This is a genomic window from Clostridium thailandense (assembly GCF_019207025.1).
Taxonomy (GTDB): Bacteria; Bacillota; Clostridia; order Clostridiales; family Clostridiaceae; genus Clostridium_AM; species Clostridium_AM thailandense.
The window spans coordinates 11,667-30,151 of the sequence record NZ_JAEEGC010000050.1 but is presented as its reverse complement, the minus strand read 5'-3'; the positions used below and the strand labels follow the sequence as shown (position 1 = coordinate 30,151).

15 protein-coding genes are annotated in these 18,485 nt (G+C 30.8%); 11 read left to right on the top strand and 4 right to left on the bottom strand.

Going from position 1 to position 18,485, the window contains the following annotated elements; translation table 11 throughout:
- Window positions 1-2: 2 nt before the first annotated feature.
- The 6 genes from I6U48_RS11820 (at window position 3) to I6U48_RS11795 (ending at window position 10,150) form a co-directional block, all read left to right on the top strand.
- A complete protein-coding gene (locus I6U48_RS11820) occupies window positions 3-2,378 on the top strand; it encodes a glycogen/starch/alpha-glucan phosphorylase (RefSeq protein ID WP_218320670.1) in 2,376 nt (791 codons plus the stop codon).
- Window positions 2,379-2,519: 141 nt separating this feature from the next.
- Window positions 2,520-3,341, top strand: coding sequence for a hypothetical protein (locus I6U48_RS11815; RefSeq protein WP_218320669.1), 822 nt, complete (start codon window positions 2,520-2,522; stop codon window positions 3,339-3,341).
- A 128-nt stretch (window positions 3,342-3,469) separates the two neighbouring features.
- Window positions 3,470-6,463 carry a diguanylate cyclase gene (locus tag I6U48_RS11810; RefSeq protein ID WP_218320668.1) on the top strand — a complete coding sequence of 998 codons (2,994 nt, stop codon included), beginning with the start codon at window positions 3,470-3,472 and terminating at the stop codon, window positions 6,461-6,463.
- A 132-nt stretch (window positions 6,464-6,595) separates the two neighbouring features.
- Window positions 6,596-6,760, top strand: a complete 165-nt coding sequence (locus I6U48_RS11805; protein ID WP_218320667.1) for a hypothetical protein — start codon at window positions 6,596-6,598, stop codon at window positions 6,758-6,760.
- A 140-nt stretch (window positions 6,761-6,900) separates the two neighbouring features.
- Window positions 6,901-8,634 carry a sigma-54-dependent Fis family transcriptional regulator gene (locus I6U48_RS11800; RefSeq protein WP_218320666.1) on the top strand — a complete coding sequence of 578 codons (1,734 nt, stop codon included), beginning with the start codon at window positions 6,901-6,903 and terminating at the stop codon, window positions 8,632-8,634.
- A gap of 265 nt (window positions 8,635-8,899) precedes the next feature.
- A complete protein-coding gene (locus I6U48_RS11795; RefSeq protein WP_218320665.1) occupies window positions 8,900-10,150 on the top strand; it encodes an NAD(P)-dependent oxidoreductase in 1,251 nt (416 codons plus the stop codon).
- A 276-nt stretch (window positions 10,151-10,426) separates the two neighbouring features.
- Here I6U48_RS11795 and I6U48_RS11790 read toward each other — a convergent pair whose 3' ends face one another.
- From I6U48_RS11790 to I6U48_RS11780, 3 genes are read right to left on the bottom strand one after another with little or no spacing between them, the layout of a single operon-like run.
- Complete coding sequence (locus I6U48_RS11790; protein WP_218320664.1) at window positions 10,427-11,041, bottom strand: ABC transporter ATP-binding protein; 615 nt, start codon at window positions 11,039-11,041, stop codon at window positions 10,427-10,429.
- Between the two features lie 12 nt (window positions 11,042-11,053).
- Window positions 11,054-11,797, bottom strand: a complete 744-nt coding sequence (locus I6U48_RS11785) for an ABC transporter permease (protein ID WP_218320663.1) — start codon at window positions 11,795-11,797, stop codon at window positions 11,054-11,056.
- Window positions 11,769-12,767, bottom strand: coding sequence for an ABC transporter substrate-binding protein (locus tag I6U48_RS11780; RefSeq protein ID WP_218320662.1), 999 nt, complete (start codon window positions 12,765-12,767; stop codon window positions 11,769-11,771). Before I6U48_RS11780 ends, I6U48_RS11785 begins: the two co-directional genes overlap by 29 nt.
- A 464-nt stretch (window positions 12,768-13,231) precedes the next feature.
- Here I6U48_RS11780 and I6U48_RS11775 point away from each other — a divergent pair, with 464 nt between their 5' ends.
- The 5 genes from I6U48_RS11775 (at window position 13,232) to I6U48_RS11755 (ending at window position 16,898) form a co-directional block, all read left to right on the top strand.
- Window positions 13,232-14,092: a sensor histidine kinase gene (locus tag I6U48_RS11775; RefSeq protein ID WP_218320661.1), complete on the top strand. Its 861-nt coding sequence runs from the start codon at window positions 13,232-13,234 to the stop codon at window positions 14,090-14,092.
- Between the two features lie 142 nt (window positions 14,093-14,234).
- Window positions 14,235-14,735 (top strand): NfeD family protein, encoded by a 501-nt coding sequence (locus I6U48_RS11770; protein WP_218320660.1) that lies wholly within the window; start codon window positions 14,235-14,237, stop codon window positions 14,733-14,735.
- 52 nt (window positions 14,736-14,787) lie between these two features.
- Entirely contained in the window at window positions 14,788-15,780 is a 993-nt protein-coding gene (floA, locus tag I6U48_RS11765) for a flotillin-like protein FloA (RefSeq protein WP_218320659.1), read from the top strand.
- Between the two features lie 6 nt (window positions 15,781-15,786).
- A complete protein-coding gene (locus tag I6U48_RS11760; protein WP_218320658.1) occupies window positions 15,787-16,149 on the top strand; it encodes a hypothetical protein in 363 nt (120 codons plus the stop codon).
- A 5-nt stretch (window positions 16,150-16,154) separates the two neighbouring features.
- Window positions 16,155-16,898 carry a LytR/AlgR family response regulator transcription factor gene (locus I6U48_RS11755; RefSeq protein ID WP_218320657.1) on the top strand — a complete coding sequence of 248 codons (744 nt, stop codon included), beginning with the start codon at window positions 16,155-16,157 and terminating at the stop codon, window positions 16,896-16,898.
- A 127-nt stretch (window positions 16,899-17,025) separates the two neighbouring features.
- Here the strand turns inward: I6U48_RS11755 and I6U48_RS11750 are convergent, their stop codons facing one another.
- Window positions 17,026-18,435: a sigma 54-interacting transcriptional regulator gene (locus I6U48_RS11750; RefSeq protein ID WP_218320656.1), complete on the bottom strand. Its 1,410-nt coding sequence runs from the start codon at window positions 18,433-18,435 to the stop codon at window positions 17,026-17,028.
- Between the last annotated feature and the right edge of the window lie 50 nt (window positions 18,436-18,485).

Sequence of the window (18,485 nt, the reverse complement as noted above, 5' to 3'; positions counted from 1 at the left end):
GTATGCTGAATACTAGGGAGTTAAAAGCAAATATAAAAAGAATATTAAGAACTGATTATATTAAAACCATAGATAAGGCAAAAGATTATGAAAAATATAATGCATTGTCTAAGGCAATTATGGAATTAACAATTGATAACTGGGATAAAACTATTGAAGTATATTCAAATAGTAAACAAGCTTATTATCTATCTGCTGAATTTTTAATGGGAAGAGCCTTAGGCAATAATTTATTGAATCTAGGAATTTATGAAGAAGTAAAGGAAGTACTAGAAGAATTAAATATAGATATAAATGATATTGAGGAGATAGAGGAAGACGCAGGACTTGGAAATGGAGGATTAGGTAGACTTGCGGCCTGCTTCATGGACTCGGCAGCTACTAAAAACTTACCTTTAACGGGATATGGCATAAGATATAGCCATGGTCTATTTAAGCAAAGCTTTAAAAATGGTTTTCAAGTTGAGAAAGCAGATAATTGGCTCAAGTATGGAGATCCTTGGTCAGTAAGGCGTGATGAGGATACAGTAATTGTAGAATTTGCAGACTGCAGTTTAAAAGCTGTTCCTTATGATATGCCTGTTATTGGCTATAAAACTAGCAATATAAATAAGCTTAGATTATTTAAAGCTGAGCCTTTGGAGGATTTTGATTTTGAACTATTCAATTCTCAGGAATATAATAGGGCAGTAGAGAAGAAGAACAGAGCGGAGGATGTTTCCAGAGTATTATACCCAAATGAGTCTACAGCAGAGGGAAAAACATTAAGATTAAAGCAACAATATTTCTTCGTTTCAGCAGCCCTGCAAGATTTAGTCAGAAACTTTAAAAAGTATCATGGAAATAATTTTGACCTATTTAAAAAATATAATGCAATTCAGCTTAATGATACACATCCGGTGATTGCCATACCAGAATTTATGAGAATCCTTATAGATGAAGAAAAAGTTGAATGGAAAAAGGCATGGGAAATTACTGTAAATACCTTTTCATATACCAATCATACTATATTAAGGGAAGCCCTTGAAGAATGGGACATCGAACTCTATAAAAAGTTGTTACCTAGGGTTTATGAAATAATTAAAATCATAGATGGAAGATTCATAAGAGAACTAGGAGAAGAAGGTTATAGCTACAATAAAATCAACTCTATGAAAATAATATATAAGAATAAAATTCATATGGCATGGCTTGCAATTCATGGTACTCACGCTACTAATGGAGTAGCAAAGCTACACACTGATATTTTGAAAAATCAGGAATTAAAAGATTGGTATGAGCTCTATCCAGATAGATTTTTAAATAAAACTAACGGTATTACTCCAAGAAGATGGCTTGCATTATGTAATAAGGAATTATCAGGATTTATAACAGAACTTCTTAGTAGTGATAGTTGGATTACAGATCTAAAGGCCTTAAAGGAACTAGAAAAGTTTGCAGGAGATAAATCTGTTTTAAACAAGCTTTTAGATATTAAACAGTTAAAGAAGCAGCAGTTATCAGAGTATATTAGAATTAATGAAGGAGTTGAAACTAATCCCAATTCTTTGTTTGACATTCAAATAAAAAGATTACATGAATACAAAAGGCAGCTTTTAAATGCATTTGGTATATTAGATTTATATTTTAGATTAAAGGAAAATCCAGATCTCGATATTATACCAAGAACCTTTATTTTTGGAGCTAAGGCAGCACCAGGATATTTTAGAGCCAAGGGAATAATAAAATTCATAAATGAAATAGCTAATCTAATCAATAATGATGAGTCTATCAGCAACAAAATAAAGGTAGTCTTTATACAAAACTACAGAGTTTCCTATGCAGAAAAGTTATTCCCAGCAGCAGATATTTCAGAGCAAATATCCACAGCAGGTAAAGAAGCTTCTGGTACTGGAAATATGAAATTTATGCTTAATGGAACACCAACTATAGGAACCTATGATGGGGCTAACGTTGAAATGGTTCAGGAAGCAGGAGAAGAAAATAATTTTATATTTGGTGCAAGGATGGAAGAGTTAGAGAAAATAAAGGAGACTTACGATCCAATTGAATATTATGACTCTGTAAAAGGATTAAAAAGAGTAGTAAATACGCTAATTGATGGAACCTTTGATGATGGTGATACTGGAATGTTCGAGGATTTATATAATTCACTACTTGAAGGCGCGAGCTGGCACAGGCCGGATAACTATTTTATACTTAAAGATTTTGATGAATATAGGAAAGCTCAGGATAAAGTTGATAAAGCATATAGAGATAGACTAGGGTGGGCAAGAAAGTGCCTAATGAATCTTGCATATGCAGGTAAGTTTAGTAGTGATAGAACTATTATGGAATATGCTAAAGAGATTTGGGGTATAGAGGCAAAAAAAATTTAAGGGTATTATCGAAGGGGACTATTTTATGTATTTAATTTTCAAGTGGTAAAAAAAGTTGCATTGTGATATTATGAATATAAAATAAAAATATTACTTTTTTAGCATAATTAAGAATTTTTGTATATCAATTGGGGGATAAGTATGGAAAATTTAGAATTGAAGGATCTTAAACCATGTGATGTTTTATTATGCAGAGGAGAAGGATTTATTTCTGACATGATTGTTCTTTTTGATGAGGGTACATATAGCCACTCTGCATTATATGCAGGAGAGATTGATGGCAAGCATTGCATTATACAAGCAACTGCAAGAGGTGTTGTTTGTGATCCTATTGAAAAAATCACTGAAGAAACCTTTACTGATGTATTTCGTTTTAAAAAGGATGGACATAATTTAGGAGATGCAGATTATCCTTTTGCTCCTGTCCAAAAAGTAGGTTTGGATTATGTAAATGCAGGTGTTAAATATGCTTATGATCATTTAATATTACTTGCTGTAGTTGCGGCAACACACAACATACCTTTAGATCCTTTCAGCAAAAAAATATTGAGAAGTATTTTGGATAACGCAGCAGAATTTATTTTTAAATTAATTGATGAAGGCAAAACTCCTATGGTGTGTTCAGAAGTTGTATATAGGTGTTTTGATGAAGCTGATAGTAATAAAAAGTATCAATTAAACATATCAGAGGAAGCTGCAAATTGCTTATTAGCAAATGTACAAAAAAGTTTTAAGGAAACAGATCTAGATGATAACCAGGATCTTCAGGTAGATAAAGATCTTCAGAAAGCAAAAGAAAAATTTGTAACAGCATTGAATAAGGCAAATCAAAAGAAACAGCTATCTGCAGCACCAGAACTAGAAACAGATAATGCATTGTCCGTTGTTTCAGCTTGTGTCACTCCAAAAGATTTAGAAGAATGTAAAGACTTGATTAAGCTTGGAAGGCTAACTATAAGTTAAAAGTAATAAACTAAGAAGGAATTTGAGCTTTGAAGACTAAGCAAAGATAAATATATTTTGCTTGGTTTTCTTAATATTAAATTAAAAAATATAATAATATGGTTTTATCAATAATGGAGAGGAAAAAAGTGAATTTTAAAGTTGTTTTAAATAAACTAGAAAAATATTTTGCATATACAGTTCTATTTATTGGTATAGTTGCACTAATTATGCTGTTTATAGATAGGGCCAATTTAAACATTAAGAAAATGCCTAAAGCTGAAAAAGGAATTTTAAATCTTACAGATTGGAATTTTGAAAAAAATCACAAAATTATGCTTAGTGGTGACTGGGAATTTTATTATGGTGAACTTTTGACTTATGAGGATTTTCATAATAAAGAAACCAAGCCTCATATGTCTGGATATATTAAAGTTCCTGGCAAATGGAATGGGTATTTTGTGAATGGAAAAAATATAGATGGAATGGGATGTGGAACTTATAGATTAAAAGTGAAACTTAATGATGACAGTGAGGATTTAATGAAAGGTATAGATATATACTATAAAACACTTTCATATAAGTTGATGATTGATAATCAAGTGATATGCATAAATGGAATTGTAGGAAAAGATAAAGCTAGTTCATCTCCGGAAATGAAAAAGAGAGTTATAGGCTTTAAACCACCAGAAAAAGAATTTGAGATTATTTTACAGGTATCAAATTTTAATTTTTCAAGTGGAGGCATACGTTATCCAATATATATGGGTGATTATGAAAATATAGCTCATGACGACAGGAATTCCTCTTTAAAAGATATGTTTATATTTTCTTGTCTTGCAATAATGGGATTGTATCATATAGCCCTATATATATTCTTACCGAAGAAAAAATATACTTTATATTTTGGTTTAATTTGTATAATAGGAGCAATAAGAACTATATTTATAGGTGAAGCATTATTGATTCAAAATTTTTTACCAATGTCCTATGAATTATATCAAACAGTCAATTATGGGGCTACTTGTGCAGAAATACTAGCTGCAGTAAGATTTTTTTATAAAATTTATCCAGAGGAGTTTTCAAAAAAAATTTTAGCAATTATTAATGCATATTATATATTGTTTATATTGTTTTTGATTATTTTTCCATATGAAATTATTGTAAAAACCGCTGATATAAATAATATTATTTTAATAATTAATGGACTATATTTTTTAAAGGTTCTTGTAAAAACTGCTTTAAATAAGAGAGAAGGCTCATACATGATTTTGGGTGGCATGGGAATTTTATTTATTACTGTTTTAAATGATGTTTGTTATGCCAGCAGCAGAAGCAGTATGGGAGCTTATGGATTAAGTTCTCTCGGAATAATGGCATTTATATTTATAGTAGCAATAATGCTTTCCAAAATTTTTTCTGGTGCTTTTTTAAAAGTTGAAAATTTATCAGAAAAACTTATATCCTTAGACAAACTTAAGGATGAATTTTTAGCAAATACATCTCATGAATTAAGAACACCTCTAAATGGAATAATTGGAATATCAGATTCTTTGACTTCAGGAATTGCTGGAGAATTATCACCAGTTTTAAAAAGAAATATTGATATTATTTCTTCTAGTGCTAAAAGATTAAGCAGCCTTGTAGATGATATCTTGGATTACTCTAAGCTTAAACACAAGGATATAGAATTAAACATAAAGGAAATAAATCTCTCCAATATTGTAGATGGGATATTGACAGTTTTCAATACATCAATGCTGCATAAGCAAAAAGAACTATCTCTTCAAAACAAAATACCTGAAAATAGTTCAAAAGTCTATGCAGATGAGGATAGACTTCAACAAATACTTTATAATTTGATAGGTAATGCTATTAAGTTTACTGATAAAGGAACAATTTCTGTAAATGCAATGGAAAAGGGTGATTTCTTGGAAATTTATGTTTCTGATACAGGAATAGGTATATCAGAAGATAAATTGCAAGACATTTTTAAATCTTTTGAACAGGTAGACTCTTCTATTTCAAGAGAATATGGTGGAACTGGTCTTGGTTTGAGCATAACAAAACGGTTGATAAACCTTCAAGGAGGAGATATTTACTGTCAATCAGAACTTGGAAAAGGATCAACTTTTATATTTACTATTCCACTATGTAAAGAAGAGAATGCCATTAATTCGAATTATAAAAATTTCAAAAAGAATAAAGTTTTTAAGTCTACAGAAGAAAATACAATTGATTTTAATTTTGGACTACAAAGTAGGAGGAATAATTTGAAAATCCTTGTAGTAGATGATGAAACTATAAATTTACAAGTTATGATCAATTTGCTATATCTTTACGGATATTCAGTAACCACTGCTTCAACTGGAATGGACGCATTAAAAATTATTAAAAGTGAAAAATTTGATCTTGTAATATTGGATGTTATGATGCCGAAAATGTCAGGCTATGAAGTATGTACAATTATAAGAAAAAGATTTTCTCTTGTAGAACTTCCAATTATAATGCTTACAGCTAGGAGTCAGCTTTCAAATAAATGTATGGGATTTCAGTGTGGTGCCAATGATTATGTAATTAAACCTTTTGAAAAAGAGGAATTATTGGCTAGAATAGAAACTTTAATAACTATGAAGAATGCTGTTAAGTTATCAATAATGGATGGACTTACAGGGGTATTTAACAGAAGACATTTTTTTGAACTTGCAGAAGAGATTTTAGAAAAATACAAAAGCGATAAAAATACATTTTCAGTTATAATGTTAGACATAGATCATTTTAAAAGGATAAATGATAATTATGGACATACTACAGGTGACAAAGTTCTAATAGAAGTGGCTCAAGAATGTAAAGAAATTTTAGGACAAGAATATATATTTGGACGTTATGGAGGAGAAGAATTCGCGGCAATACTTCCAGATACAAATTTATGTACTGCTGTAAAACTTGCTGAGACAATAAGAAAAAGGATATGGGAACATTCTGTTAAAGTAGATGGTTTAAGAGAAATAAAGGTTACTTTGAGTCTTGGAGCTACTGAGATAAAACATGAATCTGAGAAACTACAAGATATTTTAAAAAAAGCAGATTCAGCTTTATATGCTGCAAAAAGAAAAGGTAGAAACTGTACAGAAACCTGTTAAGATTATGAAGATTTTTCTCGCTATAGAAAGTAAAAAAATATAGACATTATCAGATGTATAAAGCATATATTTTAAATGGAATTGGAATAATAATAATATTAAAATTTATGCTATAGAGCTATGGAGGGTATTATGATAAGAGAAATGGTTGGATTAAAGACAATAACTTCAATGCTGGGAGGTAGAAGAGACAGAAGGGTTATGAGTACAACTATGATTGGAATAGTTGGAACTGCTGTAGGTTTAGGTGCAGCTTATATGATGAGAAAAAATAAGAAAATGGATGGCGATATGTAATATAAAAAGAATCTGGTTTAGCTAGATTCTTTTGTCTTTAAAAATTTAAGACTGACAAATTAATAAAATACTTATGTACTTATTAATTATATGATATATAATGTAAATAGAAAATTATAATAACAAAGTGGTGAGGTATTATGCATAGTTTAATGTATCAGATAAAGGAATTTATACAGAATTTAATAGAAACAACTAGTTCAGTCATTGAATTTGATATTTATGTTATGGACAATCATTTGATAAGGGTGGCTGGAACTGGCATATTCAAAGAAAGTAATGGAATAGCTCTCCCTAGAGGATGTGCAAATGACTATGTTATTAAAAGTGGAAAACTTTTAATTATTGATAATCCTCAAGAAAATGAAATTTGTAAGGAATGTCCAATGAGAGATTATGATAAATGTGAAGGAGAATATTCAATAATATATCCTATAAAAAATGAAGGAAAATGTATTGGAACTATAACAATAGCATCTCTAACACCTGAACTTAAGAATAAGCTGACTAAAATGACAGGTAAATTAATTACATTTTTAGAAAGACTTGGAGAAGCAATTATAACAAAAATAAAGGAAAAAAAGACTGAAGACAGATTAGTAACAGTTTTAGACTCTATAAGTGAAGGAATTGTATTAACTGATTTTTCAGGAACGATAATTAGATATAATAGTGCAATGAAAGAAATATTAAAAAGTACAAACAATATTAAAGATATATTACCAGAAAGCTATTTGGAAAATATAGTAGAGGACGCTAAAGAAAATAGTAATAAAGAGTGGGAAATAGATTTGAAAGCTTCAATTCCTAATAACAGAATGTTTTTAAGTGTTAAATTTATCAATAGCAATAATGAAAGGTCAGATATTCTTTTTAAATTTAAACATAAAAAAGAATTAAGTAATATAGCATATCAACTTCTAGCTGATGCCTCACATTTAAATATAAATCTTGATAGTATAGTAGGAAACAGTAATTTAATGAATAAGACGAAAAACCTTGCAGTACAAGCGGCTAAATATGAATCAAATGTCTTGATTCTAGGAGAGAGCGGAACTGGAAAAGAATTATTTGCTAGGGCAATTCATGAAATGAGTGAAAGAAAGAAGGAACCTTTTATAGCAATTAATTGTGCGGCTATACCTGAAAATCTTCTTGAAAGCGAACTTTTTGGATATGAAAGTGGTGCTTTTACAGGAGCGAATAAGGGAGGAAAGCCAGGTAAATTTGAACTTGCTAATGGTGGGACAATCTTTCTTGATGAGGTTGGAGATTTATCATTGCATTTGCAGCCTAAATTATTAAGGGTCATTGAATATGGACAATTGGAAAGAGTAGGCGGAGTAAAACCGGTAAAATTAGATGTTAGAATAATTGCAGCTACTAATAAAGATCTTGAAGAAATGGTTGGAAAAGATGAATTTAGAGAAGACCTTTTTTACAGATTATGTGTAATACCTTTAATTATACCTCCCCTTAGGGAACGACCAGAGGATATTATTCTATTAGCTGAGCACTTTTTAATTAAGTACAATGAGAAGTTTAAAAAGAATATTACTGGCATATCAGAAGATGTAAAAAAGCAGTTATTGTTATATGAATGGCCTGGGAATGTAAGAGAATTGGAGAATGTCATTGAATATTCAGTTAACATGGCAAATACAGATATGTTAACAATTTCATGTATTCCAAATAAAATTAGGACTGAGAAAAAAGACAACGAATATAAAAATCTGCAGTCAATACGAAAAAAGTGTCTTCATGAACTGTTAATTAAACATGGAAACACACTTAAAGGAAAACGAAAAATTGCAGAAGAGCTAGGAATAAGCTTGTCTACTTTATATAGAGATCTTAAAAAGTATAATTTGTAAGATTATATGCTTACTCAAAATGAAAAGTTTATTGTCAAAACGACAATAAGCTTTTTCTTATTTAATCTTCAATGAATGATTTAAATGATTTAACAGCCTGAAAGCAATGGATGACAATGCTTTCAGGCTGTTTACTTGTTTTAAGAGCAAAAATCGTAGTTTAATTAAAAGAAGCCTTTTGACTAGAGCTGAAAGTACTTTGGGAGTAAATTTATATAAAATAACCAATAATATACTGAAAGATAAAAAGAAGGAGTAGCTTAGTATGGATAAAAAGAATTTGTTATTAAACGAAGCAGATAGATGTTTATTGTGTAAGAAGCCTAATTGTAAAGACAGTTGCCCAATTTGTACACCAATACCAGAAATCATAAGCCTTTATAAAGAAGATAGGATTATGGAAGCAGGAAAAATCCTATTTAAAAACAACCCATTATCAGTTGTATGTTCTTTGGTTTGTGTCCATGAAGATCAATGTATGGGTAGCTGTGTAAGAGGGATTAAAGGCGAAGCTATAAAATTTCATGAGATAGAACATGAAATATCTAAAAGATACTTAGAAGAAGTTAGGTTTGAAAATGTAAAAAAAGATAAAGATAGAATTGCAATTGTTGGTGGAGGACCAGCAGGAATTACAATTGCATTTATACTTGCAGAAAGAGGATACAAGGTTACTATCTTTGATGCTCATGAAAAAATAGGAGGAGTGCTTAGATATGGTATTCCAGAGTATAGATTACCTAAAAAAATAATTGATATTATTGAAGATAGACTTGTAGAACTTGGAGTGAAAATTAGGCCTAATACACTTATTGGACCAGTCATATCTTTAGACAGATTATTTGAGGATGGATATAAAGCAGCGTTTATTGGAACTGGAGTATGGAATCCAAGGACTCTAAATATAAAAGGTGAGACTTTAGGAAACGTTCATTTTGCTATTGATTATTTAAAATCACCACAAACCTATAGATTGGGAGAAAAAGTAGCAGTAATAGGGGCAGGAAATGTAGCTATGGATGTTGCAAGAAGTGCTAAAAGACTTGGAGCCAAAGAAGTTACTATAGTTTACAGAAGTGACTTTGAACAAATGACTGCAACAAAACATGAACTAGAAGAAGCTAAAAATGATGGAGTTAAATTTGAATTGTTTAGGTCTCCAATAGAACTAACAGAAGAAGGCATAAGATTAGCAGTTACAGAAAATGTAGTAGATTCAGATGGAAAAATGCAGATAAAAACTGCTCAGGGAAAAGAAGAGTTTTTCGAATGCAATTCAATAATTATAGCTATAAGTCAGTCTCCTAAAACTAATATAGTATCTAATACAACAGAACTTAGTACCAATAAGTGGGGACTACTTATAACAGATGAAAAAGGCAATACAACTAAAAAAGGAACCTTTGCCTCTGGCGATGTTGTTACAGGAGCAAGAACTGTAGTAGAAGCAGCAGTTCATGCAAAAATAGTTGCAGAAACCATAGAGGAATACTGCAAAGCTGAACACAATATGTAAAGATATTAAAATATTTAAACAACTATAAAGTGAAAGAAGAAACTTTTTTCACTTTATTCGTTACACAATAAAAGACGAAAGCACAAAACGCATTCGTCTTTTATTTTTCTGTTACTGTCTCCTGTCAATTGTCCTCTAAAAAAATATTTAATTTGTGTTAACTGTTACCAATAAATATTTTTTATAAGTTAATTTTCGGCCGTGGATGTCTATATACAGAATAACAATATATAAATATTGGAGATTTTAATAGAATTTCTTTACATGCTTTTCAATTCAATCGGAGGAGAAAGAATAAATCACGTCTCCTAAAAGTTCCGCCTCTTTCATATCGTGAGTTACTAGTATAACAGTCCTCTTATCTTCCTTATAAATCTTTAAAAAGTATTCTATTATTTCTGATTTAAGTTTATCATCTAATCCTTTAAAAGGTTCATCCATTAAAAGTAATTCACTTTTGTATGCGAAGGCCCTAGCTATAGCAACTCTTCTTTTCATGCCTCCGCTTAATTTACTTGGAAGCTTATCTTTATACTCTGTTAGTTTAACCATAGCTAAATACTTATCTATGATATTTTTCATTTCTTCTTTCCGCATCTTTGATTTTAAAACAAAAGCAATATTTTCATAGACTGTAAGATGTGGAATAAGCCTATCTTCCTGAAATATGTAGGAAATATCTTTATTATTTAGGATTATCTCTCCACTGTCTTCTTTTTCAATTCTACTTATAATGTTGAGCAAAGTAGTCTTACCGCAGCCAGAGGGCCCTGTAATGACAGTAATTTTATTTCGGATAAAATCCATACTTAAATTATTTAGAACTTTGTGATTATCATAGGACTTATGTAGATTTTTAATTTGAACTTCAAAATTGTTTGTTGATTCCATACAATACCATCCTTAGTTATTGTTCTTCTTTATGTAGGATTTGAATATTAATTCAAAAATAAAACTCAATAAAACTACTACGATAGTCCACGCAAAAAGTTCTGCAGTTTCCAGAGTTGCTTTAGCATTTAATAGATTTAGGCCTATAGAATATCTGGGCATGCTTAAAACTTCTGAGGTTACTGTAACTTTCCAGCCGAGACCTAGACACATTAATACACCTGAAATAATAAAGTTTTTAATTGAAGGTAGATAAATATCTTTTATTATATATATGCCTTTTACATTATATACCTTTGCCATTTGTATTAATTGTATATCAACAGATTTTATTCCCTGAAGTACATTTGTATATATTATGGGGAAACAAACTAGTATTGCTGTAAAAATCGCTACATGAGAGGATTTAAACCAAACTAAAGCTAATATTACGATAGACATTACAGGAGTAGATTTTACACATACAATTAAAGGTTCCAAGAATTCTTCAAAAAATTTATTAAGACCTGCAGCAACGCCTATTACTATCCCTATACTTATAGATATAAAAAGCCCGAATATAACATTAGATATACTTGTAAAAATGCTTTTCCAAAAGGAAGCCTTGATCATAAGCAATATTAAAATCTTTGATACTTCAGTAGGAGAGGGGAGCAAAATAGGTTTATTAACAAAAAGGGAGCAAAGCTCCCAAATTAATATCCAAAATAATAATATGCTTATTTTTCTACTTACCTTTGTAATAGAAATTTTCATCTGGTAACTTTCCTCCAATAGATTTTGGATCATTTTCTTTCAAAATACTATAGAATTTATTTAAAGATTCTTTTCCATCTTGAGCGCTGATAAAGACTATATTGCACTTAGGAATGGCCATTTCTGCTAATTTAGCTTTTGGAAGAATTCCATTTTTTTCGATAAGCTTACTAGCTTCTACTTTATTGTTGTTTACAAAGTCTACAGAACTTTTATACTTAGCTAAAAATTCATCTACATCTGATGTTCTCTTAGTTATGAAGTCTTTTCTAAATACAATAGTACCCATTACTAACTTGCTATTATTCCCGGATACTTTCTCATATTCTTTAGTCAAGTCTATTGGAATTTGTAAGCTTGCATCTTTCATTTTCGCAGTAGTTACAAAGGGTTCAGGCAAGACTGCTATACTGATCTCTTTTGATGCTAAAGCTGTAGCTACGTCGCTGTGCTGGGCTTTATATTCAATTTTAACGTCTTTATCCGGTTCTAAGCCATTCTTTTTTAATATGTAATTTAGTACAAATTCAGGTGTAGAACCTTTTCCGCTTGAATAAATAGTTTTACCTTTTAAATCTTTGATATCTTTTATTGTATTACCATTTTCAACTATATATAGGATTCCTAAAGTGTTTATTCCTAGAAGTTGAACGCTGCCATTTGTTTTGTTATATAAAATTGGTGCTAAATTAGATGGGACAGCAGCACCATCTAGTTCGCCATTTACAATTTTAGATACTAATTGATCCGGTGAATCAAATAGAGTAATATCGTAAATATCTTTATTTTCTTCTATAAGCTTTACAATACCCATACCTGTAGGACCTTTTAAAGCAGCTATTTTGATTTTTTCCTTTTTAGTTTGCGGCTGATCATTAGCTTGCTTTGAATTACTTGAACAACCCACTGCGAACAATGATGAAATTATCAATGCAAGCATCATTAGCAGTGCGCCCATTCTCTTTTTCATAATAATAATCCCTCCATCACATCATATATTATAGATGTACACGGCCGACACTTAACTTATGCTCCGGGATATATTGGCATTCTTCCGGCACAATAAATACTTTTGATAAGTCTAAGGCTCAGTATTTAGAAAGTCTAAGAACAATTGATAAACTCGTACCTCAAACATATCAATAGTCCTAAGATTTTCTAAAATACTTCGCTAAGACTTATAACAAAAGTATTTAAATGAGCCTTCCAGAATGTCAATATATCCCTGCGTATAAGTTAAGTGTCTGATGTGTTTATCTATAAGTATCACTATTAAATGTTGATATATTTATAATTATATAACAAATTGTTCTATGTCGCCATCTGTGTTAAAATTTTATCAACGATTAGAGCTAAAATAGGTAGTTTTGATATTATTTTAAATATGTTAAAATAAAAGGTATTGATGGAATAAGAAGGGAGAACAAAGTGACAATGAAGAAAAGATTAGACATAAATAAAACAATCATAACAATAATTGCTTTGAGTATAATGCAGATAGGTACAATAGTAGCAGTGATAACATATAATTATTTTCATCAAAATCCTTTCGATTTTCAGCAGAAACTTTATAGCGGAGATTTGTTTATATATATAATTATATTTATAGGAATTATTAATAGTTTTTTTACTGTGAAAAATATACGATATCTTTATGGAAGAAGTTATGAATATGCTACCCTAAAACACACTTTGGAACAATTAGAAAACCTTAATAAAACTCTTCGAGCTCAAAGACATGATTTTATGAATCATCTGCAGGTAGTTTATAGTCTTATGGAGATGGAAGAATATCTTGAAGCAACGGAATATATAGAAAAAGTGTTTAAAGACATTCAAAAAGTAAATAAGATATTAAAAACTGCAAACCCAGCAGTTAACGCATTGCTTCAAGCTAAAACTTTATATGCAGAAAAAAGAGGAATTAGAACAGAAATAGCAATTACTACGTCCTTTAAGGACTTGAAAGTGCCATCTTGGGAGTTTTGCAGGGTGCTTGGAAATATTATAGATAACGCTATATATGCACTTCAGGAATCAAAAGAAAATAGAATTATACAAATAGAATTATTTGAAGATCTAAAAGCATATGGTTTCAGAATAAAGAATAACGGACCGGTTATTTCCCAAGAAATTATTTCTAAAATTTTTAAAGCAGGCGTTACTACAAAAGGAGAAAAAGGAGAAGGAATGGGATTAGCTATTGTAAAGGACATACTTATGGAGTACGGAGGCGATATTAAAGTGGTTAGTGATAAGACAGTTACTATATTTGAAGGATGGATTCCGCGATAAACAGAGATCCTCACCAGATAAACTTAAAATACGACATTTTGGACAAGGGTATGTATATCTTAACAGTTATGTATTAATGTTAAAACAAAAAAGAGGTATTATAATATCAAGAAGAATATATGATTTAAGGAGGTGACGGTGCTTGGAGTTGGTAAATTTTTTATCTAGTATAAGTTGGATTGCATTTTTGTGTTTTGGTTTTGGATTTTTGTTAGTAATTGTAGAAATGTTTCATCCTGGTTTTGGATTTCCGGGAATTTCGGGAGGAATACTTCTTATTATTGGAGTAATACTAACAGCTACAAGCGTGATGGAGGTATTAATTTTACTTGCTGTTATTATTTCGGTACTCGGAATAGCACTTACTTTGGTTTTAAAATCTGCAACTAAGGGCAGACTTTCAAAAATTTTAATTTTGCATGAGACTCAAAAGAAAGAGGCAGGATATACAGGCACAGAAGACCTTAAATATTTTATAGATCAGGAGGGAATTACCATTACAATTTTAAGACCAGCTGGCATAGCAGAATTTAATGGAATAAAGCTGGATGTAGTTTCAGAGGGAGAGTTTATTTCGAAGGATAAAAAAGTAAAAATTATAAAAGTCGAAGGAAGAAGAATTGTTGTTAGACAAATAGAGTAAATGAATTATTAAAAGTAAAAGATGAGTCTTACTCATAGGGAGGAATAATATTATGAATAATGCAATTCTAGTTGTAATAATTTTAGGCGGTATAGCTACTTTTCTGGCTCTATTTTTAACCTTTGTACCTGTCGGGTTATGGATTTCAGCTTTAGCCGCAAATGTAAGGGTCAACATTTTTAACTTGGTGGGAATGAGACTTAGAAGAGTTCCACCAAAAAAGATTCTTTTTCCACTAATTAAAGCCACAAAGGCAGGATTGGAAATAAGCGTAAATGAATTAGAAGCTCATTATTTAGCAGGTGGAAATGTAGATCAGGTAGTGGATGCACTTATTGCAGCTCATAGAGCAGACTTTCAGTTGCCTTTTGAAAGGGCAGCAGCAATTGACCTTGCAGGTAGGGATGTACTTGAAGCTGTGAAAATGAGCGTTAATCCAAGAGTTATTGAAACACCTAATGTATCGGGAGTTGCTAAGGATGGAATTGAGCTCTTAGCAAAAGCAAGAGTAACAGTAAGGGCTAATTTAGATAGACTTATAGGTGGAGCTGGAGAGGCAACAGTTCTTGCAAGAGTTGCAGAGGGTATCGTAACTACAGTTGGTACTTCAGTTTCTCATAAAGAAGTTTTAGCTAATCCAGATGCTATATCAAAAACAGTATTAGCTAAAGGGCTAGATGCAGGTACTGCTTTCGAGATATTATCAATAGATATTGCAGACGTAGATGTTGGAAGAAATATAGGAGCTCAACTTCAAACACTGCAGGCTGAAGCAGACAAGAATATTGCACAAGCAAAGGCGGAAGAAAGAAGAGCAATGGCAGTTGCAAAAGAGCAAGAGATGAGAGCTGCCGTTGTGGAAGCAGAAGCTGAAATACCAAGAGCAATGGCCACAGCACTAAGAGAAGGAAAATTAGGAGTAATGGATTACTATGATATGCAAAATATCATATCAGATACAAAGATGAGGGAGTCTATTTCTAAAGCTGGAAAGACAAAGAACCAGAAGAATTCTTATGGTACTTCTAGTAATACAAAGGAGTAGAAAATTATGATTAAAATTGATGGCCCCATAGAATTTATAATGAAGGTGCTAAAAAATGGTTTTATAGATTCTATGGTAGATTTTAATAAAAAAATTGCGAATATCGGCTCAAATATTAATGATTTAGATGTCAGACAAAAGTATGAGAACTATAAGACAAGTAAAGCATCAAATGTAAATAGAGATTTAGATGAATCCTTAGAACAAAGTGCAGAACCAAATTATAATAAAGAAGATACCTTAACCAAAAGAGATATATGTGACAATGAAAGTTTTTTTAATATTGATTTTGCAGAAGAAGACCTTATGAAAGCAATAGTTTATACAGAGATCTTAGGAGAGCCAAAGGCAAAAAGAAGAAGGCGGTGATATTATTGGAATTAAAGGTCTTAATTGGAGATGACGAAGAAGGCATGAGAATGGTCTTAAGAAAGGCTGTTGAAAAAATAGAGGGATTTAAGCTAATTGGAGAGGCGGAGGATGGGGAAGCTGTCCTCTCTAAAGTAGAAGAATTACATCCTGAAGTTATATTTTTAGATGTAGAAATGCCAAAGCTTAGTGGAATAGAGTGTGCTAAAAAAATAATTGATATAAATCCTAAAATAATAATTATTTTTGCAACGGCATATGAAATGTACATGTCTGATGCCTTTCAGCTTTATGCCTTTGATTATATTGTAAAACCTTTTAAACTTGATAGGATTTATCAAACTTTGAATCGTATAAAAACATTAAATGAACACAAGAATGAAGAGAATATGTATAAAATTATTCGACATGAAAAAGGCCTGGAAAAAATATTAGTTAGAAGTAAGGAAGGAATAAGTTTTATTGATATGAAAGATATAGTTATTATACAAAGAGAGGATAGAAATACGGTTATATACTCTATTGATAATAGCTATATTACCTCGGAGGGGTTAAGTGAATTAGAAGAGAGATTAGATAAAACTCAATTTTTCAGAAGTCATAAATCTTATATAATAAATCTCTCCATGATTCATAAAATATATCCTTATGGAAGATGGACATATATAGTAAAGCTAAAAAATACAGATAAAGATGCACTGCTAACACATGACAGGTATGAGGTGTTAAAAGAAATATTTAATTTTTAGAAGTAGGGGTGCCATCAGCTTTTAATTCATTGCTCATTATTTTTAAAATAAAATTTTAGGGATTATCTAATAAATTTAGACGCACCCTTACTAGAGTATTTGAGGATTTTTATATATGAATTTTGTATTAAGACTTTCTCTTTTTCTTCTTCAGATGGTAAGCAACCTTATAATATTCAATATTATATCCTTTCTCTTCAAGCTTTCTTGAAATCTTTCTAGGACCCAAACCTTGGAGGATAAGATCATTAATTATTTTATCAATATGATTATTAATTACGTTGTTTTCAACAGTATTTTGTTTATTGGAATTATGTTCATCAAAGATCTCAAAAGGTAAATGTTTCAATTCTACTTGTGTTATTATTTCCTCACCATCATGAATCTCCGAAATAAGAGGAGAAGCGGCATCGATACTTAAATTTATAACATCTCTCATCTGTCTTATGTTTCTAGGATAATGGACTTTTAATAGCGTATCTTTACACAAGGGACTTAAAATAACTTTATACTTAATATTATGATGACGCAGTACAGCATCTTCATATCTTTTTACAAAATGGTTAAGTAAATCTAGTTTTTCGTCTAAGCTGCGGTCTGACAGTGAAGGCAAAGTTAACTCATATTGTGCAAGTCTTTGATACAATTCCGGCAATAACTCATCCTTAAGATTTTTAGTTGATGCAGCAACAATAATTACATCCACATTGATTTCTTTACATCCACCAACCCGTCTTATTTTACCAGACTCTATTGCTTTTAGTAGGATATTTTGATATTGTTCTAAGGCATGAGCCTCATCTAAAAAGAGTATACCTCCGCTTGCTTGTTCAAAAAGTCCTTTTTTCTGCTTAGATCCAGTATAAGCGCCTTGTTCAGATCCGAAAATTTCAACTGCTGCAATATCTGAATTGGTATATTGGGCACAGTTGACTTCTACAAATGGAGCATTCTTATCAAGGACTCCTAGTCTAATAGCATAGCTGTGAATCATCTTTGCAAGCATGGTTTTTCCTGTTCCAGACTCGCCAATTATAATAGAATGTCTAGGTCCTGCGAGAGATCCAACTGTTCTTTTGGCAGATTTCAATACCTTTTCTAGAGAACCGTTATTGCCGATAATCGACATAGGATCTGATTCAATAGAGCTTAGTGCAAGCTGTAACTCCAATGTCTTTATTTTTTTGTTAAGTGCATCAATATCATTGACACTTTTAAAAATTGAATAAGCGCCAACAAATTCTCCTTTGATAAACATAGGAAAGGAATTTACCATATATTTTTTATCACCAACTTGGTGTATTTTCTTATCGTGAATTGGATGTTTATGTTTTAGTACAGAGAGCAGTACTGCTTTGGGATAGAAATCAGTGATCATTTTACCAATCATTAACTCTGGTTGTGCATTAACATAGAAAGCAGATACATTATTAGCAAAAATAAGCCGTCCATTAATATCGACAACATTAATTCCATCATTACAGCTATTTAGTATATCTTTTAAAATACCATTATTGATTAAATCTTCATATTGCATTATATCACCTTTATAACATTATTCTTCATTATAACACTGATTATAACATT